The following is a 20,889-nucleotide window of genomic DNA, read 5'->3' as shown; positions in this document are numbered from 1 at the left end:
TTATGTCACCGGTAGAGAGAAATTAATCGGTTGTTGGTTATGGGCGTAATAGCCGGTGATATCGACAATCACCTGTTCCTGTTGGCTATGAATATCAATGGCCGTCATCACAATACGCGGCTCCCAACGATAAACTGCGGTGTAACACGCTGACATTAATTGCAATCGCATCTTGGCGTTAACTGGGCCATCAATTAAATCGGCAAGCAAACTGCCATATTCACGGCGCATCAATCGGCTACCAATGGGGGTGTTAAAAATATCTTTAATAGACTGGCGAACGTGCTCAATATCGGTAATACGTTCACCGGTTTGTGCATTCATGCCGAGATAGTTCATTGCGGTTGCCCCGTATTATCATCACCGGTACGCACACCACCGTGGGTATGGGCTGAAACCACCACGCCATTAGAGGACATTTTCCCACCAACATGGGTAATATCACCGGTCATGGTGCCGCCTTTTTGCACCGTCAGTGATCCCGTAGTTAAGTTGTTGGTACAAATAACGGTAGGGGTATCTAAGGTGATTTTGCTTGTCGCGACACACGTAATGTCAGGTGACGTGACTTTGACCGACTCGCGGACTTCAATCACGGCGGTTTTAATTCCCGTGACTGTTAGCGACCCTGTTGCCGGCTCATATTCAATTACTGCCCCGTCTTTATACTCATGACGATGCGCGGTTAATGAGGTTGACGGCTCTGAAAAATCATCACTAAATATCGCCGGCAACACAAACGAGGTAGTTAAATCGCCACCGATTGATAGCAATAACACTTGTTCGCCAACACTGGGCGCCCACCATGAGCGCGAGTTACCAGCACGTGCAGTCAGCCACGGGCGCCAGTCGGTTTCATTGTCGCCCGTTTTAACTCGACAGCCTTTTTCCGCACTGACATCAATCACAACGCCAGTGCGGATCAAGTTTTGTATTTTTCGGATAAGTTCTGCGATATTCATACCCGCAATGTGCAACGGGAAATAAAAAAACGCACGGGGTTGGGATTGTTTCAACGACAGGACAATTAACGGGAAAGGAATTCCAGTAATTGATTTTCGATATGTTTGATATCCGCTGATGAAAAGCCTAGTAACTTTCTTTCAGGGTATTGGATTTCTAATGACTTGCCCCGCACACGCTCTTTTAAACCGTAATGATGCACCGCAGCAATGCCTGCAACTTGCGGGGCAAAAGAGAGGGTGACACCTTTATCATTTGCTGACATTCGCAAATAACGGGCAGTGGCTAAACGCTTAAACATGCGAGTCTGTTTATTGGGCTTTGCGGTGCTAATTTTGTCTTTTTTTACTTCAATAAAACGCAGAATATCGCGCTTATAAAAACTACGTTCGGCTTTCTTTTCCAAATCGTAACCGGTGATCACCTCACCTTTTTTTGTTTTGCGTAATCGCCAGTTTTTTAAACTACGTGGTTGCCCTTTCCAGACAAATTTCATTCCTCGCAACACGGTAACCGTTGATGCTTTACGTTTGGTGAATGCCGTTCCATCGGGATTTTTTTGCGCACGGATACGTTGTAAATTGCTTTTGCGTAAATCACGGGCAATTTCACGGGCTAATTTTTTACGTTCATTGGGTGACGCTTTTGCCAATATAGCGGCTAATGCTTGGGTTAACGGGCTGAAATCATCAGCGTTCATGAGCCACACTCTCCCAACTTTCAAACGGATCAGCCGGCTCTTCAATGGCACCAACAACCAATTTATCCGCTTGCACATTAACGAGGACACGCTCAGTCAACTTTAAATCAATGCTAATACTGGCGGTCTGGTTGCTATCAATAAAGGCGTCAAAGGTAAAACTTTGGCGTTTATCGGGATTCAGGAAAATATCAGGCTGATGTTGTTCAATCCAACCAATGATCACCGCCATTAACACATCTTGGTCACCTGGATAATCATCAATAATAATATTGAGATTGTATTGATACTCATAAGATTGACTGCTTGCACCCGTTGCCACAATCGCCCCGCCGTCAATAAAGGTGTAGAGCCTATCGGGGTTATCCCCTAAATAGCTTACCTTTTTAATTAATGCATCACGCAGGTTTGCAGGCTTTTTCATGGTTTAACTCATTGATGTATTGCAATAATCGATTTGTATAATCAATCAAATATTCCGTTTGTGCCTTATTCTCCGCCATCATTTCGAGGAGACGTAAATAATCTTGTTGAGCTGTTTCGGTAAGTCGTGCGGAGGTTGCATTACCCATGCCGGCGGTGGCGGTGGTGTGATTATCGGGGTTGGGGCAATCGGCTTTGATGTACACCCGTTTAGTATTATTGCGCAACTCATCATTAAGCCGGCTAATATCATTTTTTGCATCGGTTAACGCCTTTGTGTGTTGTTTATCCAATTCTGATAAGCGGGCAAGTTCTTCCTGATAATGTTCAATGGCGTCTTGATGACTGATAACACTTTTCTTAAGGGCGAGATTATCACCCTTAAGCTGGCTATTCTCAGTGAGCAAAGCATCAAACTTAAATATCAGTAGCAAGCCCATCACACCCGCCACAATAATAAGCAGTACGTTCCTTTTCATCGTGGGATCTCAATATGAGGATAATCAGGAAAGCGGGTTTCAACGGGTAAACTGGGATCACTTTTCCAGTTTTTACCAAAACGTAATGTTACCCCTTCTTCATCTGCCGCTTGCTTAAATGCCATTAAAACCGGCTCAAAAAAATGCGGGTGCCATTCCATCCCTGGTTTAATCGCAGAAGGCAAAATATCAATGGCATCGCCTGTTAAATGACGGCTGTCTAATGTTTTTGAAACGCCTTTTTTCACATTTTCTTTTTGCTTTTTAAGTGTGCGAACACCTTCAATCACTGCAAAGTCCGCCGTAGAAATGTCTAACGCACGATAAGCAATTTTCACTAATAGCGGATTAACGCCACTAAGATTATTTTTACTGCGCTGGCTAAAGATAAATTTATTCACCAGAGACCTTCCTTAAGAATCTTTTTTCTAACGCACTGACCAATGCAGCACCAGACCAGCCCGCCATACCGGCAATAGCGCCGGCAATTTCAGGTTGCCACTGGTAATAACTTGCACCGAATAAAATCAATGCCCCTGAAAACATAGAGACAACAATTTGTGCAAATAAGATGGCAAAGCGGAACGGTTCCCCTTTCACTATTTTATTGGCATAACTGGCAATACCACCAAAAACCGCCATACCGGCAATTAATAAGGCAGTAAACCAATTCATATTATTTGGATCTTTATAGGGCATCTTCTTCATACCTTCCCCCTTAAAGGGGTTAATCCCAAAGTTGTAAAATCGGTGTGGTGCTGTGTTGTTGAGGCGTATCCGGTAACTCAATCGCGGTGCCGGTGGGTAATATTGCCCCTAATTCAACCAGCCCCGGATTGGCTTCTAATACTTGTTCAATCATGCCGGATGACTGACCAAAGTAACGCCAACAAATATCATCGACGGTATCCCCTTGTTGGGTATAAATCCGCATCAGATAAGCTCCACCGTGTTATGGGTTTCCCCTTTGATACGTTGTAACGCCCACTTGCCATCACGCCACACTTCATCAATAGCCGGCGTCATGGTGTCGGCTTTTTTATTACCTTGTGCGGTAGTATCAATATCGCGATAACGTTCGATTAAACTGGCCTTTGCAAAACAGAACACCGCTCGCTGATATAAAATCATCAATTCACTTTCACCGTTAATCTGTTCGGCAGGCACCTCTTTTAATGTTTTCGCAGTTTGACCAATACGCCACTGATACAATTCACGATTCACTTCAATCATGGCGTTCAATAACGTACTTTTCAGCCGTTCCGGTGTCACAGTGCCATCGACGCGAGTTTGCAATTGAAAATCACGAGTTTGAATATCAGGGAAAAAGCCATTATTTTTAATGGTTTCGTCTTTTTGTGGCACAGGGTTAGCAGAAACATAATCCATAAGAAAACCTTAAAATAGGTGGGCGGTGGACGAAAGAAAGCAAATTGCTTTTTCCGTGCCGCCCTGACGTGGTGTCACTATGCTTTTTCAGCGTCACGCTGGGCTTTAAGCACTTTGTCGAGTTGTTTTAATTCGGTTTTCACACCGATATTCATGTTTAACTCTAAGGCTCGACTTAATACGCAGTAGCTTTCTTGTGGGCGATTATTATCGCGTAGCACTAACCCTAAGATTTTGTAGAGTTTTGCCCTCACTTCATCAGGCATATCTTCATCATCGGTCAAGGCACGTGTACGCTCTAATGTTGCCAATGAAACCGGTGATTTCACGGCATACGCTCGCATGGCAGAATCGGCGATTTCTTCGGCAATCACGGTGCCAGTGGTGCGGTTAACACCGGGGATCACTAAACGGTTAGCTAATGCGTAAACGGCAATATCTAACGCCCCCTCATGATCCCCCGCATCAATTTTCCACAGCAAAATCGTCATTAAGACATCATCTTGCACACCGCTACCACCGGACAATGCCCCATCAACCCACGGCTGATAATTGGCTAATATCTTGCGCTTATAAGCTTCTTTGCGTTCGCGTGACTGAAAATGTTTTAGCTCTTTTTTATCTGTCGCAAGACGTAACAGCATCATGTGATAGCCCTGTGTATTGCGGCTAACATGCCCACCCAATTGGCTGGACTGTTGCGCGCTAAGGCTCATGCGGTGTTTTTCCCACGGAGATAATGCCATTATTTCGCCTTTTTATTTTCAGTGGGTGTTTCTTCTGTTACTGCTTTGTCGTCTTTGACGACTTCATTTTCAGAAGCTACTCCCTCTTTTTTTGTTTCTGGCAATTTCTCTTTTACATCTTCAAAAACAATATTTTCGACCAGTGCCACACCGCGAAAATCTTCAACCACAAAATCTTCATTGACGGACTCGTAGTTTTCGATGCGATCGCGTTTTGGGTTATCTAACACTTGACGACGACGAGAATCCGCAAGGAAATAAATCGACAAGTTATCAAGGCGGGTGATAAAAAACGCATTGTCAGGAAAGAACGGCGCACGTACAGCCGGTAAACCGCCAATACGTTTCTGGCTGATAATGGTATCTGCCGCCAGTTTTTCACTGTTATCTTGGTCTTTATTAACCAGTGGAAAATATTTATCTGCTAATAATTTACGGCCACAAATCACAACAAGACCGGTATCGTCCTGATATTCAGGATCAATCGCAGTATCGACCGTATCTTGCACTAATGCGTCAAGATTTTGGTAGTCTTGCCCTTTACCGACCAGAATAGGCTTCGCTGTGGTTGCGCCGTCTTTCGTTTCACTGCCCATCACATGCTCTGGCGCACGCTCGCGTACTTTTTGTAACCAGCCTGAATTCACATCTTGCAGTAAGGGGTATTTTGTCCGATCAGAATTATCAGCGCGGTGCGTACCATTAAAACCAATCATAATGCGGTCTAATGCCTGACGGCGGATAATCGCATCGCGGATACGGGTTTGAAAGTCGGTAAACTTCGCCCACATATCAATTTTGGCGTAATCAAGGTGGCTGTCGTAATTGGTTTTCTGGCAATGATAGCTATTTTTGGTCAGCTTGATCGGATCACTTGTTTCGCGCTCTTTTGCTGTTGTATCGGTAGTGCCTGCGATAGTTGAGCCGATACCTAAACCGATGGCCTCACCCACTTGCTCATCAACGGGCACGATATTAACGTGTGTTAAAAATTCTGCTGACTGCTGAATATTGGTTTCCAGCGTTTGCGCGGCAGACGGTTCAATTTGAACCTTTGTATCACTAAACGCTTGTGCGCTAACACCGTAAATTTTACCGAGTTGCGTGAGGTACGCATTAAATTTAAAACGAGTTTCTTTTTTCATGGTCTGTTCACTACCTTAGCAATCCGTCAGCACTTCGCTATTATTTTCGCCACCCGTGGCCGGCGGACGATGTGAGAACGAGGCGTCTGTATTTTCAAATTGGTTTTTTAATTCCGTGAGTTGTTGCGTGAGTGCTTTTACCGCTTCGCTTTGGTCGGCGTTTTTTAATGCGGTAATTTCTGCAGAAAGGGTTTGTACTTCTTGGGCGCACAGCTCCACCGCCTGATGCACATCGGTAAATCGCGCATCATCACTGTGTTGTTTTTTAGAAAACATCTCTTTAATAATGCTAAAAAGCCCTGGCTTCTCGCTCTGCGGGTTTTCATCAATAAATTCAAAGTGATTTTCTTCTGCAGCAGTAAAAACGTTATCTTTGCTTTGTTTGCGCTCTGAAAGCGGGCTACTTTGTGCATTAGCACTAAATTGCAGCATTTCAGTGCCTAAACTCGCGGGGTTATCGGTGACCGCCAGCCCAACTAAATACGCTTCGCCGGTATCTGAAAAACTCGGGTCAATTTCAACAGAGGTATAGACTTTTTGACGTTTTTTATTGAGTTCAATTAAATCAGGCGTCGGATTGATCACACCATACAGTGCCAACTTACCCGCCAGTGCCCCTTCTTTAATTTCCTCGGTATACACCGACTCCACATCACCAAAGCGTGGTGCCCATGAATAGTTATAGTGATCGATATTGACTCGCGCACCATAAACCGTGGGATCAAAGTTTTTCGCGATTTGGGTTAACCATTCCCGATCAACTCGACGCCCATCCGTTGTCGCCCCTTCAACACAAAGACGAACCGGTTTTGATTTCTTCGACATGCACTACTCCAGACTGCATCCGTTTATTCGTTGGTCTGTATGTTGTCGGTTAAAAGGGGCGTTAAACAATGGATAGGGTTTGTCTGAGATATGGCACAACGGGAATAAAGCGAATCGGTGATCAGCGGTCAATAGACTAGCCGTAACTTAAGCAAGAAATCGTGATTGTGCAATGACTATTACAGAAACATTTGATAACCGAAAAAAAGCAATGCACCTGTATTTTGCCGGTTACCGCATTGCTCGCATAGCGGAATCGCTAGGCGAAAAGGCGTCCACTATTCACAGTTGGAAACGCCGCGATAATTGGGATGAAATCAGCCCTACCGAACGCGCAGAGCTAACCGTTGAGGCACGTTATTGCAATCTAATTTTAAAAGAGAGCAAAGAAGGCAAAGATTTTAAAGAAATCGACTTATTAGGACGTCAACTCGAACGTATGGCGCGGATCAGAAAATATCAAAACGGCGGTAATGAAACAGACCTTAATCCTAAGATTGCTAACCGCAACAAAGGCGAACGCCGTCAGCCAGAGAAAAACTTCTTTTCAGAAGAACAAATTGAAAAACTGGAAGATATCTTTCGTGATACGTTGTTTGAATATCAAAAGGTGTGGTATCGCGCCGGTCATCACCGTATCCGCAATATTTTAAAATCCCGTCAAATCGGCGCAACATTCTACTTTGCCCGAGAAGCCTTTATTGATGCCCTGACCACCGGACGTAATCAGGTTTTCCTCTCCGCCAGTAAAGCGCAAGCCTATATGTTCCGTGAATACATTATCAAAATGGCATTGGAGGTTGATGTTGAATTAAAAGGCGACCCATTGATGTTAAGCAACGGTGCAACGCTCTATTTCCTTGGCACTAATGCACGCACAGCACAAAGTTATCACGGCAATTTATATCTGGATGAAACCTTTTGGATCCCGAAATTTCAGGAGTTACGCAAAGTGACTTCGGGTATGGCGATACAAAAACAGTGGCGACAAACCTACTTTTCAACACCGTCAACCATGAGCCATGAAGCGTACCCCTTTTGGTCAGGCAAGCTGTATAACCGCGGGCGCAAAAAAGAAGACAGAGTTGATATTGATATCTCACATGAAGCCTTAGTCAATGGACGTTTATGTGAAGATGGGCAATGGCGACAAATCGTCAATATTGAAGATGCACTACGAGGCGGTTGTGATTTATTCGATTTAGAGCAACTCAAAAAAGAGTATAGCCCGGACGAATATAACAACCTGTTAATGTGTCACTTTATGGATGATATCGAATCCCTATTCAACTTTAACATGATGCAAAACTGCATGGTGGACAGTTGGGAAGTATGGGACGACATTCAGCCATTAGCGTTGCGCCCTTATGGTTATGATCCGGTTTGGGTAGGTTACGACCCCAGCAAAGGCGGTGAAAATGGTGATAGTGCCGGTTGTGTGGTTATCGCGCCGCCGAAAGTACCCGGAGGAAAATTCCGCATATTAGAACGCCATCAATGGCGTGGTATGGATTTTCGCGCACAAGCTGACGCCATTAAAAAAATCACCGAACGTTTCTATGTGGAATATATGGGTATTGATACCACCGGCTTAGGGCATGGGGTTTATCAGAATGTTATCCAGTTTTTTCCTGCTGCGCGTGAGTTTATTTATAACCCGAATGTCAAAAATGCCTTAGTGATTAAAGCCTATGACGTGATTAGTCACGGACGTTTAGAGTTCGATGCACAGTGCGTTGATATCATTCAATCTTTTACTTCCATTCGCCGTACCACCACCGGAAGCGGTAACCGACCTACTTATGAAGCCTCACGCAGTGAAGAAAGCGGACATGCTGACCTTGCATGGGCAACGATGCACGCCCTTTTCAACGAACCATTAACCGGCACCACCGAGAACAGTAATAACATTGTGGAGATTTATTGATGAGCCGTAAAAATAAAAAAAGTTTTAAAGCACAACAAACGGCAACCGCCAATAACAGCATGGAAGCCTTTACCTTTGGTGATCCCGTTCCGGTATTAGATAAACGAGAAATTTTTGATTATCTGGAGTGTGCGCAAATTGATAATTGGTATGAGCCACCGATTAGCTTTGATGGATTATCAAAACTGTTTCGTGCGGCGACGCATCATAGCAGTGCGATTTATGTCAAACGTAATATCTTAGTGAGTACGTTCCAGCCTAACCGTTTTCTCTCTAAGTTAGACTTTAGCCGATTTGCCCTCGACTTCTTAACCTTTGGCAATGCCTATCTTGAACGTCGTAATAATATGGTGGGTAACTTATTAAAACTCACCCCCGTTCTCGCCAAATATACCCGCCGTGGTGTTGCTGATGATAGCTATTGGTTTGTGCGCTATGGCTATGACTCAAAGCCGTATGAATTTAAGCCCGGTAGTGTATTTCAGTTATACGAACCAGACTTAAATCAAGAGCTATACGGGTTACCAGAATATCTGGCCTCCACGATGTCAGTGCTACTGAATGAAGCTGCAACCTTGTTTCGTGTTAAATATTATCGCAACGGAAGCCATGCCGGATTTATTTTATACGTCAGTGACGCCTCACAAAACCAAAGCGACATTGATAAAATCCGTAACGCAATGCAAAACTCAAAAGGCCCCGGCAATTTCCGCAACCTGTTTATCCACGCGCCGAACGGCAAAAAAGACGGTGTGCAAGTTATTCCATTAAGCGAAATTGCGGCAAAAGATGAATTTCTCAATATCAAGAATGTCAGCCGTGACGATATGTTAGCGGCGCACCGTGTACCGCCTCAAATGATGGGGATCATTCCACAGAATACCGGTGGCTTTGGTGATGTTGAAAAAGCAGCAAAGGTTTTCTTTCGTAATGAGTTGGCACCACTACAAAGCAAGATATTACAGATTAATGATTGGCTAGGTGAAGAAGTGATTAAGTTTGATAAGTACACATTAGATGATGAGTAATAAAAAAGCGCTCAACATTTTACAAGTTGAGCGCTTTTCATCATTAACAAGCTACACATGAATATTCTCTGTTATATTCTGGATACACTTTCTTTAATTGAATCTCATTGTCACGACGTTGTATAACTTTTGCAATACTTTTTAGGATTGCCGGTGAAGCATTCCGAATTTTTAATTGATTTAAAACACGTTGCTTACCAAATTTGATAACTAGAACACCAAAGATTTCATCTGAATAAGATTCAGATATTGAAAAAACTCCACTCAAATCTAATTCCACAAGATTATTATCATTAATGATTGATTCAATTTTATGCCGTTGGGGGATAGCTTGATTACGTGAAGCTAGGTCACCAACAGGTAACTTATATGCTAATTTTCTCATTTTACTCTCCTCCTAACGCCCTCATAATATCCATAAGCTGAGGGTCATCATCTCCATTGTCATGTTCCTTCGCCAATTCACTAATTTTAAAACGACAAGAAATGGCGACACCGGACCACATAGAATCTAGCTTAGTATAGCTCATTTTACCATCAATTACATCTAAGCATACATCTCCTGTTGCAAGATGCAATTCTCCATTATAGTTTTTTACTAATTCAATTAGATGATATAAACCAAGTCCTTGATGGTTATTATCTTTTTCTTTTATTGCGACGTCAGCACCAAACATGCTCCCTCCCATAAAGTCTTGGGGGAGTTGTTGAGCCCAATCATCCTGTAAATCAGCATGTTTAGATGAATTTCCTTGCTGTATACACCATTCAATAGCTTCTTGATGTGTGCGAATATTTGGAATCTTAGCCCGTTGAAGCTCTTTAAGGAAACCGAGACCACAATCAGCTAAAGAAAACTCAAGGTAGTACTCCTCTCGATTGGTTCTAGGAACTGCATATTTTTGTGCAAAAGAAAAACCCGTTGATTTTCCATGTGACCAAACATTATCATGAAGCTCTCCGATAACATGGGTTAGATCAAGTAGTCCTTGAGGATAAAATTCTGGCGAACGATCGGGAAACGTTAATCGCCTCACACAACCATTTATAGCTCCTGTTGCTGTATCTACAGCTTCAACACTTTTCAGAGCCGTTACTAAACTATAATTTGTACCAACATTTATACGTTCTTGAGGGTATTGATCAGTACCCCATAAAGCTCCATGCAAATTAATTGCTTGCATATACTCCAAATTAGGTAAATCACAATTTTCTTCTGTTATTCGATGATAATTAATATATGCCGCTAAAACAGAAATAAAACCAGGATACCAATGGCCTCTAAATAAGTTTAATTTATTAGTGTTTTTTTCATGAAAAACATTCACATATCTAATCGCATCTTTTAACCCTAACCCCATAACATAAACCTATTTTAATCAATTTTTCTTATGATATAACGTTGATACTTTTTAAGCAAAATTAACCGAAATAAAGTCTATTAAATATTGGGAAGATTTAGTATCTCGAGCCTCTCAAAACGCAATCGTGACCCCGCCACGCCCGCGCACTAAATCGACCTCTTTTTATGCACCTGCATGAGTGCCACAAAAACCCGTGATAGCTATCACAATTAATTAACTTTAATTCTTTTTTAAGCTTGCAACTTAATGCAAAATCTTGCAGAAAATGGCATAGTCAAAAAATCATACATTTTATGTTGAATAAGGTTTTGTATGTTAGAAATAAAAAGTATTGAGCCAAACCAAGTAAGAGATAATTGTTTAAAAGAAAGAATTAAAGGTGCATCTCATGATACAAGTACTGAGTACATTGCACTTATGAACAATATAGAAGTAGGATTTATTTCCCTTGTATTTTGGCCCACAAATACAACTGCATTTATATATGAAATATATGTGCTACATAATTATCGAAGAAAAGGAGTTGGTGAAAAATTACTTACATTTGCCGAAGATAAAGCAGCTCAGTCTCATCGTAATCCAATTAAATTAGAACCAAATAATTTCGATCGCACTATAACAAAAGAAAAGCTAATTTCTTGGTATGAAAAGCACGGCTATAAAAAAGACAACACTTCTAATGAATATTGGATAAAAAGTCTTTTCTGAAAAGAGAGAGGTAAACTATATAAACCTCTCTTTAAATTTTTAAAGCTTAACACTTTCAATATATATATTTCTAATTATAACAAAACTGGCATAATATCATTTCATTAAAATAACCATCACCCATATCATTTCTTACCATTTCCATATTAAACAATTCACGACATCCTATATCAACGGATGGAACAACATCCCAATACGTTTCCTCATTAAAAACTTTATGATGTTTAAAATAGTCATTATCAACAATATGGCCATTATCTGACTTTGAACGACTTGAATAAAAAGTCCTTCTCCATTTTTTATTTGAACTCACTGATTTAACTAGGCTTACAATGTAAGAAGGGTCTTGGAACCAGCTCCATTCTGAAACATAAATGTCACCAATGATATCAACCCACGACTTACGATTCTCAGGTAAAAAATACAATACTGCACCATTATCTAATCCTATTTTTGTTATAGAATTATTGCTTTTTATACCTAAAAAATATTTAACAATCTCCATTTCATTAGAGATAAACTCATCATCTGGCCCACAAACATGGCTTATATATATTTTATTTCTTCCTGTTAAACAGGCATCTAATAAACCCTCTAGAGCAAAGAAATAACTGCTACCTATTTGACGTCCTTTATGTAAATATCTATTTCTTTCAAACCTGTGGTTATACCAACGTGTTTGCCATGGATATAATTTATCTAACTTGCTATATAAACTTATCAATAAATCAGTTGTTACCTTGACTTTCATTTTATCTCTCCTCACTCATACCAATAAATTTTCTATATTTCTCTGCAATAAAAAAATATGGCGCAATAAAAACATAAAGAGGCCATAACGTTGAATAATCTATCGCTTCGCCAAAACTATATTTATCGTGATAACTCTTTTTTGATTTAATAGTCCTGTATATAAAAAGAGTTACCGATACCAACAAATAAAACAAAATTAAATATTTAATCATTTATTCCTCTCAATTTATTAACCTTAGCCATTACCCTATCTCGTGTATTTGAGATATTCTTTTGCTTCACTTCTTCAAAATTAACTTTTTCACTTTTCGCTGATGAAATTTGAATCTTCCCGTTCTCAAACCAAATCACTTCATCGCCATAACTAAGGCGCATACCGTTCATCACCATTGACCACATTGTGTCTGGTGGTAAATCCAATCCCATTTTTTCGGCAAAGGCTTTGAATTCAGGTATCAAACGTTCCTGATTTTCACTTAATGACACCGTTGAAATTATTCGCTGACTCTTTTTGTGCTCTAAAACCTCGCCAAATGATTTCTCCCAATCGCTATATTGTGAACGTAGGTCAAAAACATCAGGCTCAGAAATCCCCCATACGGGCGATTTTAAGCCCCTTTCGTGTGGATTTTTAATATCGGGTGAACTGCCCGATCCACAGTTATTGACAGGACTCCGAGGCGCGCTGATCGCGCTTTTTAAAGTCAAAACCCGACCCGTTTCTGACTTACGCTTATGCTCAATTGCCTCAATATCCTGCTTAGATTTACGAACTAAACGATACTGACGCTCACGCGTTTTTACTAAATCACCGCTTTTCAATGGTGAACATAGCCCAATAACGCGCATCACTTCTTCATCATAAGAATTCGGCTCATCGGCAACAGTACGAGCGACTAATAACGTTTGTAGGTTACGCTTAACGTTAGGGCCTCCTTGGTGCTCGATATAAGCGGCGAAATCTCCTGCATCGGCAGACGCTCTTACTTTTTCCGCTATATCACCCAATTTATCAGCGATACTCACACCACGAATACGACGACACTCACGCCACACACCTTTAGACGGCAAGCCAAACATGTGAAATTGAGGAATACGCCAAGTAGACGCCCACGCAGTAACGGCTGATGCAACCTCGGTTAATAATTCTCCCGATTCGTCATCAACTTCGCCCTCTAATGCATAACCGTCGATATTTTTTGAGATATATTTAGCGAGATAACCCGTAGCACCGCCTTTATTTAAATGCTTTGCTTCAAAACGATGTTTCTTTGCGCCCCGTTCTTCGCCGTCTTCTTCAAGGGCATACTTACGCATGATCTCAATCGCTGATGCACGTTGAGATTTATCCAGAAACATCATCATATGCCAATGGGGTGTAGCGTCATGATGAGGTTCAACAACTCTGATCCCGTAAACGTTAATATCGTTATCTTTAAAAGCAGTGCGAATTTTCGCCCATACCCTCACTAAATAACGTTGACCGTCTTTCGGAGTGTATGCGCTGTTATTCCATTTCTCGTTAATGAGAACTTTTTTCTTTTTCTCATCTTTAGAAACATTAATTTGCTTGGTGGGATGGTATTTTGAAGGGGTGGTTAACGTAATAAATAAACCAATATCACCCCGTTCTTCTGCGACTTTTTGAATACCTGCGGCTTGTGCCATTAATTCCATACGGCGAATTTTAGGGTTAGCGATACTCGCTAATACTTTTTCCATTAAATCGAAGCGATCACCCGATTCAACGTCTTGAATATCCATCATTTCAAGATAATTCATATTCGCTAAACGTTGCGCTCTGACTTCACGTACTGCATTTTTACTGGCGTAAGGCGTCTTATCTGAATTCACATCACCAAAAGCAATATGCAAAGACTCACGCCAACGCTGACGATGAGCTTTTAACTTTTTAAACCACCAATCTTCATTCGTTAACCGACTCAATCCTGATAGTGCATCTTCGGGTGTCAATTTCCCTTTTTGAGCTTTTCCCCAAAACAACGGTGTTACATGTAAATAGGTAATTAACTCTCCTAATTGATGATAAATAGGGTTAATCACTTTTAGGTTAAGTAACACCTCACGATCACCGTTATTTTCAGCAATTGCCTGATCAGCCAATTCATCGAATAAGTTGTCACACGCGTTCGCAAATGACTTCGCCATATGACGCAATATTTTGTCATGTGCATCGGGCAAGCGATTAAAGAACATGGCTTGATCAAAATCTCTATCTAATAAAAATTGACGTTTATCTTTCGCTAAACCATAGCGCGCATTAACGGCTTGCAAACGCTGATAGACGCTTTTATGGAACTTAAAGACCAGCCAGTTATGAACTTCTTTCGGCGTTTTCTCTTTTTTAAGATGTTCGATGTACTTAAATAAGCGAGATTTAAGAAAGCGAGGCAGTTTTTCAATATCGAATAAAATCGCTTGCCCCTGAGCCAATTGCTCACGGGTAAGCGGTCTTTCATAAACAACTGGCTCATGCTGTTTCCTATTCCACCAATATGTCCATTGCATATCAGCAGGATAGGAAACCGGAGGCTGAGAAAAATCAATCAGACGGCTAGCCATTACCGCACACCGCCTAAATGCTTCGGATCAATAATTTCAATGGCTGTTTCGCACAGTTTAGCAACGTGAGTCATTACGTCTATCAATTCAGAGATAGATTTAATTTCAGCACTAATAACACGACTCACATGTGCACCAACAACGCCAGCCGTCACATTTACCGCAGAGTCATACCACGCAATCACTTCACGGCGCACACGACCATCAATCACAGTGACTTCAATTAATCCAAATTGTTTTTTCCAATAAACGATAGCAAAACGAGTGCCGGTAATATGCACCCCATTTTTTGGATCTTGAATATCGACATAGCCCTGTTCCATCAGCACACCTCCGGCAAAACGGCGATAATCTCTTTTGCTGATTGGCGGTTTCCATTTGCAGAAATAGAACGAGGCGCATCAATCTCGTGAATAATAAAACCGAGATCGGCATACAGCTCTTTGGCGTGAATGGAATTAGAGACAGTAATCGGGTTACCTTGTGATTGATTTAATGCCTTTAATGCTTGAGCTAACTCAATTTGATGAGCGTGAGTAAAATCCGTGTGATGATATTTAGTAAAACTACCTTCATCTCCCATATATGGAGGATCACAATAAACACCATCACCGAAATCAACGAGTGACAAAGTATCTTGCCATTCTAAACAAGCGATAATGGCATTAGTGGCTTTCTCAGCAAATTGTCTGATTTCCTCCTCTGGAAAATAAACACGGGCATATGTTCCGAATGGCACATTAAATTCACCCGAATTGTTATATCGACATAATCCATTAAAGCAATGACGATTTAAATATAAAAACCGAGCAGATTGTATATATTGATCACACTCGTTTTTATCTAATATCTTAATTGAATTAAATAACTTTCTAATAGCAATGTAATCATTTTTATGATTGTTTTCTTCCCACGCATAAAACTCTTTACGCGCCATTATTTCAGTATGTTCTACGACATTACGATATAAACTAATTAAATCCTGATTAGCATCAGCAATTAAATATTCGTTATATTCTGTATTCATCATCACAGCACAAGAACCGGCGAAAGGCTCAACTAAGCGCTTTGCTTTTGGCAAATGTGGAATTAATTTATCCATGATACGGACTTTTGACCCCGCCCATTTCAGAATGGTTTTATTCGCCATTTCACACACTCCGATAATGCTTAGATTTCAGCTCGTACACTGTTTGGCAATCTGCACAGCGGGTGCATCCCATTACTGCAATACGGCGCTTTTCTGGGATTTCACGACCGCAATCTTCACATTCAAACGCTGATACACCGACGTAACGCCCTGTTACTGCTTTTATTTGTTTATCAAGCAATAACTGTGATTGTTCAGAGGCTAAATCCATTTCTTTAGACATAATTCCATTCCTGCGCTTGATGTTCGATATTCTCGATTTCCCCTTCCACTAACTGAACGATTTCAGGGCGTTCCATTTGTTCGCTTGTTATTTTTGATATCAATGAATGCAAACGAACTGCATAAAAAACCGCCCGAGATTTTCTTTCATCTTCTCGAACGGCATTAATTAAATCGGTTACATCACTTTCTTTAGACATAATCAGACCTCTGATAATCAGATATAAAAAGTCCTGACAAATAAATGTCATTTATTTTTTAGGTGTAATTAAATAGGCATTGCTAATTTATTTGGGATTAATGCGCTCAATACTTTTATTTGATGAAGTGCATTAATGATTTTTATTTTATCTTTCCTCTTTAATAATAAATAATCTATTCCGTTCTTTTCTTTTTCTATCTCAGCAAGGTAATAAATCATCTGATATATACGATTATTTTCATTTCTTAAATAATCAAGAAACTCACCAATCAAAATATCATCACTATTTTTATTTAACTTACTTAATAAATCAGCCCTAACTTCGGCTGTTTTATTCATACCACTGACGCGCTCATCAAATGAAAGACCATCATTGCGATAATGCTTTACCACTTTAGACTGATAAAAATCATCATTGCCTTGTAGTTGCTCTCTTGCTTGAATAAGCTCCGCAGCATTCATAACAACACCTAGATAGAAACTTTCACAAGAAACGAAACAATAACAATGGCACATAAAGCCAGTGTTACTCTATCCGCTTTTGAATACTTTTTACTTTTATTAGTAAAAGATTCACTGCTTAATTTATATTTATTTCTTTGCTTAATTAATTGGTTCATTGAATGTCACCTTTTAATAAGTCGATATAGTGAGTTGCTTCTGCCATTGCATCAAACTTACCGAATGACTGATCATCTAACCAAACATGATAACGAGTTATCGGTGTTACTGCTTTTCTTGGCAGTTTAATAATGGTGAAACCTCGATACATAAAACTATGCTCTGTAATTTGTTTCACCTGCATCTTATAGCCCTACCCATAAAAGCCATGCATCACGTAACTCTTTTGGCCTATTTTCAAATGCATCTCGCATAGCACGATTGAATTCTGGGATATAAACCCAATTCTCACCACGAGTTTTGGTATTTCCTTTGTTATCTGGATTTTGCCAAGGAATAAGCGGTAATTTATTGTTATCAACCATGTTTTTAACTGCGGTTGGAGTTTTCCCAATTAGCTCCGCAAACTTTTGATAAGGCACGGCATCAATTGGGTAATAGACCTGCATATAACTTTCTGCGTTCTTCTCACTCATATGTCATAATCCTTTTCTTGAATGCTTATAAATGCTTCTTTTTGCATCTTTAGGCTTTTAATAGTTAGACACATGTGACCAACTAAAGAGGATATTAGACACATATGACCAACACGTCAAGACTTGGAGATAAAATTCGCTTAATACGTGAAGCGGAAGGACTTAACAGAAAAGAGCTATCAGAATTGTTAGGTATCTCTTATGGAACTCTCAATAACTATGAAACTAAAGGAATTCAGCTTACGGAGTCATCAATAGTCAAATTTACTAATCATCCTAGATTTGAAAAATACACTTTATGGCTTCTAACAGGAAAGACTAACGAATCCATTGGGCAAATTAGTCCGTCTCTCTCCCCTGATGGAGCAGATTCAACAACATTACCCCAATCAGAGAAGAAAACTGGCTAGACCTACATTTAGATTTTATTGATTGGATAGATAGCCAATCAATTTGCCACATCGGAGGGCTTTAATATGCCTATTAAAAAAACCGATGATGGCCGTTATTTAGTGGATATAAGACCTCTTGGACGACAAGGATATCGAATCAGGAAAGTCTTTAACAAAAAAGCAGAAGCTATTGCATTTGAAAGATACACAATGGCTAATGCGAATATTTCCGATACAAAAAAAGATCGCCGGACATTAAGCGAATTATTAGATTTATGGTGGTTATATCATGGCGCTAACCTTAAAAATGGTGAGATTGAAAAACGCCAATTAAACAAGACTATTGCTTCCCTAAAAAATCCAGCAATAAACCGCCTAAATAAAAAAGTATTGCTTGAACACAGAACAGAGAGGCTTAGCAATTCCGTTAGTGCATCAACAATCAATCGTGACATGTACCGCTTATCCGGTATGTTAACTGTTCTGAAAAAATTTGAGTTATTCAACGGTGACAATCCAATTAAGGGATTACCACCATTAAAAGAAAAAGAGCCAGAAATGACTTTTTTATCTCGAGAGGAAATACGTCAGTTATTAAATGTATTAGATGGAGATGAAAAACGAGTAGCACTACTTTGCTTAAGTACAGGCGCGAGGTGGAGCGAAGCGGCTAATTTAAAAGGCAAGCAAGTCATGCATGGACGAGTTACCTTTTTAAAAACCAAAAATGGTAAACAGCGAACTGTTCCAATCTCAGAGGAGCTGGAGAAACTCCTAAGAAGTGAAACATCTGGTGCTTTATTTAAAGTTGATTATGAATCTTTCAGAACGAAACTAAAGGCGGTAAAAAGCGATCTACCGAGAGGACAAGCAACTCATGTATTAAGGCATACATTTGCTAGTCATTTTATGATGAATGGGGGGAATATTGTTGCACTACAACAAATATTAGGTCATGCAAGCATAAACCAAACAATGGCATATGCTCATTTAGCGCCTGATTATTTGCAATTCGCCATTTCACTAAACCCACTAAAAGGTAAAGTGGAAATTTAGCATTTATAAACCTTTAAAAGTGTCCACAAAGTGTCCACACTTGAGATAAATTTAGATGCTTTTAGAGACTTACCGTTAGATCTCATAAATCATTATCTATTTGTTTTATAAGGATTTAAAATATAATAGATAAAAAAAAGCCCCTCTCCAGAGGGGCTGCAAAAGACAGGGATGGTGTCTATGGCAAGGAAAAAACTTCGTTGTTGCTACTTACTCTCTAACTAGGTACTGCTTTACTACACTCTTACTACATTACTAAAGGACTTTACTTAATCACTAATTAGCTTTCTCTTGAGTTTGCTGGTTTTGCTGGCTAACAGAAGAGACACGCTGTTGATAATTCTTTTCTAGCTGCGCTTTTTGCTCAGGGGTTAATAGCTGATACATTTGATTATGAACTTTCGCCATTTCAACTCGGCGCTCTATTGCTTGTTTGTCCATATCTTGTATTTGCGCTCTTACCGCTGCTTCATCAAACTTATCCGCGGTAATTAGCTTATGCATATTTTCGTGACGCTGACGAAAATCACTGTTATTAAAACGATCTTGATGATGCTGGCGCATTAAATCGCGCATTTGAGTACGTTGTTGCTCTGTTAATGTAATACCATTAAACATACGCGACTCACCGAAATTATTGTTACCCATCATATGACCACGTTGTCCACGATGACCTCGATTATCTCGTCCATCATGCATACCGTAACCGTATCCACAATTGTAATTATCATTATACTGTTGTTGCCCAGCAGGCTGATTATTTGTATTTGATGTTTCAGCCATTACTACCGTCGGAGCTACTAAAAACATTGATGCTAGTGCAACCATTGCTACTTTACGCATTGTCCCACTCCTCATTCGGTTATAATACCGACTTATTAATGCTGACCTAAATATGTGTAATTGTTCTCGATGTGGATTACTATACCTTTACGGCTGCAAACTAGCGTCAGAGCGTGTAAAAGAACGTAAAGTCATAGATTCGCGCTATTTATTATCGTATTTTTCTCTTGGAGGAATTGACGAATGCATAAAATCTTATTAGTGGATGACGATCGCGAATTAACCTCGCTATTGAAAGAACTACTTGAAATGGAAGGCTTTAATGTTGTGCTCGCCACTGACGGCGAACAGGCCTTAAAACTTCTGGACGCGTCTATTGACTTGTTATTACTGGATATCATGATGCCACGTAAGAACGGGATCGAGACACTTAAAGAGTTACGCCAAAATTTCCAAACACCTGTCATTATGTTAACGGCAAGAGGCAGCGATCTTGATCGTGTACTTGGCCTAGAGCTGGGAGCAGATGACTATTTACCTAAGCCATTTAACGATAGAGAGCTAGTTGCACGCATTAGGGCTATTTTACGTCGTTCCAACTGGAGTGAACAAAAACAGACCGATGGCAACACCTCACCGATATTGCAAGTTGATAAATTACAACTTAATCCGGGTAGACAAGAGGCCAGCTTTGATAATGAACCATTAGAGCTAACAGGTACTGAGTTTACGTTACTTTATCTACTTGCTCAGCATTTAGGACAAGTGGTATCGCGCGAGCATCTCAGCCAAGAAGTGTTAGGTAAACGCTTAACACCTTTTGATAGAGCGATTGATATGCATATTTCCAACTTACGTCGTAAGTTACCGGAAAGAACAGACGGGCAGCCTTGGTTTAAAACATTACGTGGCCGTGGTTATCTTATGGTTTCAATAACTTAATAAAAAATCTTT

At 40.3% G+C, this 20,889-nt stretch carries 31 protein-coding genes; 6 read left to right on the top strand and 25 right to left on the bottom strand.

What is annotated here, in order from left to right:
- The 12 genes from AACV00_RS06635 to AACV00_RS06580 form a co-directional block, all read right to left on the bottom strand.
- Positions 1-339, bottom strand: a complete 339-nt coding sequence (locus AACV00_RS06635) for a GPW/gp25 family protein (RefSeq protein WP_036907670.1) — start codon at positions 337-339, stop codon at positions 1-3.
- Positions 336-962 carry a phage baseplate assembly protein V gene (locus tag AACV00_RS06630; RefSeq protein ID WP_087726274.1) on the bottom strand — a complete coding sequence of 209 codons (627 nt, stop codon included), beginning with the start codon at positions 960-962 and terminating at the stop codon, positions 336-338. The genes AACV00_RS06635 and AACV00_RS06630 overlap by 4 nt, the downstream gene beginning before the upstream one ends.
- 65 nt (positions 963-1,027) lie before the next feature.
- A complete protein-coding gene (locus AACV00_RS06625) occupies positions 1,028-1,663 on the bottom strand; it encodes a phage virion morphogenesis protein (protein ID WP_087726275.1) in 636 nt (211 codons plus the stop codon).
- Entirely contained in the window at positions 1,653-2,087 is a 435-nt protein-coding gene (locus tag AACV00_RS06620; protein ID WP_087726276.1) for a phage tail protein, read from the bottom strand. Before AACV00_RS06620 ends, AACV00_RS06625 begins: the two co-directional genes overlap by 11 nt.
- The gene (locus AACV00_RS06615) at positions 2,062-2,565 is read right to left on the bottom strand and encodes a lysis protein (protein WP_087726277.1); all 504 of its coding nucleotides are present in this window, start codon (positions 2,563-2,565) and stop codon (positions 2,062-2,064) included. The genes AACV00_RS06620 and AACV00_RS06615 overlap by 26 nt, the downstream gene beginning before the upstream one ends.
- On the bottom strand, positions 2,562-2,966 hold the full coding sequence (locus AACV00_RS06610) for a M15 family metallopeptidase (protein WP_087726278.1): 405 nt from the start codon (positions 2,964-2,966) through the stop codon (positions 2,562-2,564). Before AACV00_RS06610 ends, AACV00_RS06615 begins: the two co-directional genes overlap by 4 nt.
- A complete protein-coding gene (locus AACV00_RS06605; RefSeq protein WP_012368194.1) occupies positions 2,959-3,273 on the bottom strand; it encodes a phage holin family protein in 315 nt (104 codons plus the stop codon). Before AACV00_RS06605 ends, AACV00_RS06610 begins: the two co-directional genes overlap by 8 nt.
- 19 nt (positions 3,274-3,292) lie before the next feature.
- Positions 3,293-3,499: a tail protein X gene (locus tag AACV00_RS06600; protein ID WP_012368195.1), complete on the bottom strand. Its 207-nt coding sequence runs from the start codon at positions 3,497-3,499 to the stop codon at positions 3,293-3,295.
- Positions 3,499-3,954: a head completion/stabilization protein gene (locus tag AACV00_RS06595; protein ID WP_087726280.1), complete on the bottom strand. Its 456-nt coding sequence runs from the start codon at positions 3,952-3,954 to the stop codon at positions 3,499-3,501. Before AACV00_RS06595 ends, AACV00_RS06600 begins: the two co-directional genes overlap by 1 nt.
- 77 nt (positions 3,955-4,031) lie before the next feature.
- Positions 4,032-4,700 carry a phage terminase small subunit gene (gene gpM / locus AACV00_RS06590; RefSeq protein ID WP_087726281.1) on the bottom strand — a complete coding sequence of 223 codons (669 nt, stop codon included), beginning with the start codon at positions 4,698-4,700 and terminating at the stop codon, positions 4,032-4,034.
- Positions 4,700-5,845 carry a phage major capsid protein, P2 family gene (locus AACV00_RS06585; RefSeq protein ID WP_152964427.1) on the bottom strand — a complete coding sequence of 382 codons (1,146 nt, stop codon included), beginning with the start codon at positions 5,843-5,845 and terminating at the stop codon, positions 4,700-4,702. Before AACV00_RS06585 ends, gpM begins: the two co-directional genes overlap by 1 nt.
- 15 nt (positions 5,846-5,860) lie before the next feature.
- Entirely contained in the window at positions 5,861-6,670 is an 810-nt protein-coding gene (locus AACV00_RS06580) for a GPO family capsid scaffolding protein (RefSeq protein ID WP_049256947.1), read from the bottom strand.
- A 172-nt stretch (positions 6,671-6,842) separates the two neighbouring features.
- Here AACV00_RS06580 and AACV00_RS06575 point away from each other — a divergent pair, with 172 nt between their 5' ends.
- Together AACV00_RS06575 and AACV00_RS06570 are read left to right on the top strand one after the other, a co-directional pair.
- Positions 6,843-8,597: a terminase ATPase subunit family protein gene (locus tag AACV00_RS06575; protein ID WP_087726283.1), complete on the top strand. Its 1,755-nt coding sequence runs from the start codon at positions 6,843-6,845 to the stop codon at positions 8,595-8,597.
- Positions 8,597-9,625 (top strand): phage portal protein, encoded by a 1,029-nt coding sequence (locus tag AACV00_RS06570; protein WP_087726284.1) that lies wholly within the window; start codon positions 8,597-8,599, stop codon positions 9,623-9,625. Before AACV00_RS06575 ends, AACV00_RS06570 begins: the two co-directional genes overlap by 1 nt.
- 43 nt (positions 9,626-9,668) lie before the next feature.
- Here the strand turns inward: AACV00_RS06570 and AACV00_RS06565 are convergent, their stop codons facing one another.
- Together AACV00_RS06565 and AACV00_RS06560 are read right to left on the bottom strand one after the other, a co-directional pair.
- Positions 9,669-10,010, bottom strand: a complete 342-nt coding sequence (locus tag AACV00_RS06565; protein ID WP_049220093.1) for an STAS-like domain-containing protein — start codon at positions 10,008-10,010, stop codon at positions 9,669-9,671.
- Position 10,011: 1 nt separating this feature from the next.
- A complete protein-coding gene (locus AACV00_RS06560) occupies positions 10,012-10,986 on the bottom strand; it encodes a hypothetical protein (protein ID WP_049220095.1) in 975 nt (324 codons plus the stop codon).
- Positions 10,987-11,301: 315 nt separating this feature from the next.
- Here AACV00_RS06560 and AACV00_RS06555 point away from each other — a divergent pair, with 315 nt between their 5' ends.
- Positions 11,302-11,697 (top strand): GNAT family N-acetyltransferase, encoded by a 396-nt coding sequence (locus AACV00_RS06555; protein ID WP_152964424.1) that lies wholly within the window; start codon positions 11,302-11,304, stop codon positions 11,695-11,697.
- Positions 11,698-11,767: 70 nt separating this feature from the next.
- On the opposite strand, the gene AACV00_RS06550 is transcribed toward AACV00_RS06555, so the two are convergent.
- From AACV00_RS06550 to AACV00_RS06505, 10 genes are all read right to left on the bottom strand, one after another.
- Positions 11,768-12,448 carry a terminase large subunit domain-containing protein gene (locus AACV00_RS06550; RefSeq protein WP_152964423.1) on the bottom strand — a complete coding sequence of 227 codons (681 nt, stop codon included), beginning with the start codon at positions 12,446-12,448 and terminating at the stop codon, positions 11,768-11,770.
- Positions 12,449-12,654: 206 nt separating this feature from the next.
- Positions 12,655-15,033, bottom strand: a complete 2,379-nt coding sequence (locus tag AACV00_RS06545; RefSeq protein ID WP_161680162.1) for a replication endonuclease — start codon at positions 15,031-15,033, stop codon at positions 12,655-12,657.
- Entirely contained in the window at positions 15,033-15,356 is a 324-nt protein-coding gene (locus tag AACV00_RS06540) for a DUF5405 family protein (RefSeq protein WP_087726419.1), read from the bottom strand. Before AACV00_RS06540 ends, AACV00_RS06545 begins: the two co-directional genes overlap by 1 nt.
- The gene (locus tag AACV00_RS06535) at positions 15,356-16,183 is read right to left on the bottom strand and encodes a DNA adenine methylase (RefSeq protein WP_049220103.1); all 828 of its coding nucleotides are present in this window, start codon (positions 16,181-16,183) and stop codon (positions 15,356-15,358) included. Before AACV00_RS06535 ends, AACV00_RS06540 begins: the two co-directional genes overlap by 1 nt.
- A gap of 1 nt (position 16,184) precedes the next feature.
- A complete protein-coding gene (locus AACV00_RS06530; protein WP_124740832.1) occupies positions 16,185-16,406 on the bottom strand; it encodes a TraR/DksA family transcriptional regulator in 222 nt (73 codons plus the stop codon).
- Complete coding sequence (locus tag AACV00_RS06525; RefSeq protein ID WP_232467360.1) at positions 16,399-16,605, bottom strand: DUF2732 family protein; 207 nt, start codon at positions 16,603-16,605, stop codon at positions 16,399-16,401. Before AACV00_RS06525 ends, AACV00_RS06530 begins: the two co-directional genes overlap by 8 nt.
- Positions 16,606-16,673: 68 nt before the next feature.
- Positions 16,674-17,069 (bottom strand): DUF5347 family protein, encoded by a 396-nt coding sequence (locus AACV00_RS06520; protein WP_049220105.1) that lies wholly within the window; start codon positions 17,067-17,069, stop codon positions 16,674-16,676.
- A gap of 8 nt (positions 17,070-17,077) precedes the next feature.
- Positions 17,078-17,227, bottom strand: a complete 150-nt coding sequence (locus AACV00_RS06515; RefSeq protein ID WP_157849310.1) for a hypothetical protein — start codon at positions 17,225-17,227, stop codon at positions 17,078-17,080.
- Complete coding sequence (locus tag AACV00_RS06510; RefSeq protein ID WP_049220106.1) at positions 17,224-17,412, bottom strand: hypothetical protein; 189 nt, start codon at positions 17,410-17,412, stop codon at positions 17,224-17,226. Before AACV00_RS06510 ends, AACV00_RS06515 begins: the two co-directional genes overlap by 4 nt.
- A gap of 1 nt (position 17,413) precedes the next feature.
- Positions 17,414-17,704, bottom strand: coding sequence for a Cox family DNA-binding protein (locus tag AACV00_RS06505; protein WP_124740831.1), 291 nt, complete (start codon positions 17,702-17,704; stop codon positions 17,414-17,416).
- A 104-nt stretch (positions 17,705-17,808) separates the two neighbouring features.
- Here AACV00_RS06505 and AACV00_RS06500 point away from each other — a divergent pair, with 104 nt between their 5' ends.
- Together AACV00_RS06500 and AACV00_RS06495 are read left to right on the top strand one after the other, a co-directional pair.
- On the top strand, positions 17,809-18,114 hold the full coding sequence (locus AACV00_RS06500) for a helix-turn-helix domain-containing protein (RefSeq protein ID WP_036908544.1): 306 nt from the start codon (positions 17,809-17,811) through the stop codon (positions 18,112-18,114).
- A 66-nt stretch (positions 18,115-18,180) separates the two neighbouring features.
- Positions 18,181-19,152 carry a phage integrase gene (locus AACV00_RS06495; RefSeq protein ID WP_124740830.1) on the top strand — a complete coding sequence of 324 codons (972 nt, stop codon included), beginning with the start codon at positions 18,181-18,183 and terminating at the stop codon, positions 19,150-19,152.
- 276 nt (positions 19,153-19,428) lie between these two features.
- Here the strand turns inward: AACV00_RS06495 and cpxP are convergent, their stop codons facing one another.
- Entirely contained in the window at positions 19,429-19,995 is a 567-nt protein-coding gene (gene cpxP, locus AACV00_RS06490) for a cell-envelope stress modulator CpxP (protein WP_161680160.1), read from the bottom strand.
- 183 nt (positions 19,996-20,178) lie between these two features.
- Here cpxP and cpxR point away from each other — a divergent pair, with 183 nt between their 5' ends.
- Positions 20,179-20,877: an envelope stress response regulator transcription factor CpxR gene (gene cpxR, locus AACV00_RS06485; protein WP_004246432.1), complete on the top strand. Its 699-nt coding sequence runs from the start codon at positions 20,179-20,181 to the stop codon at positions 20,875-20,877.
- Positions 20,878-20,889 lie beyond the last annotated feature (12 nt).

Source organism: Proteus sp. G3927, from assembly GCF_963894685.1.
Classification (GTDB): Bacteria; Pseudomonadota; Gammaproteobacteria; order Enterobacterales; family Enterobacteriaceae; genus Proteus; species Proteus mirabilis.
The sequence above is the reverse complement of the archived record's forward strand: the minus strand, read 5'-3'. Positions and strand labels throughout refer to the sequence as shown.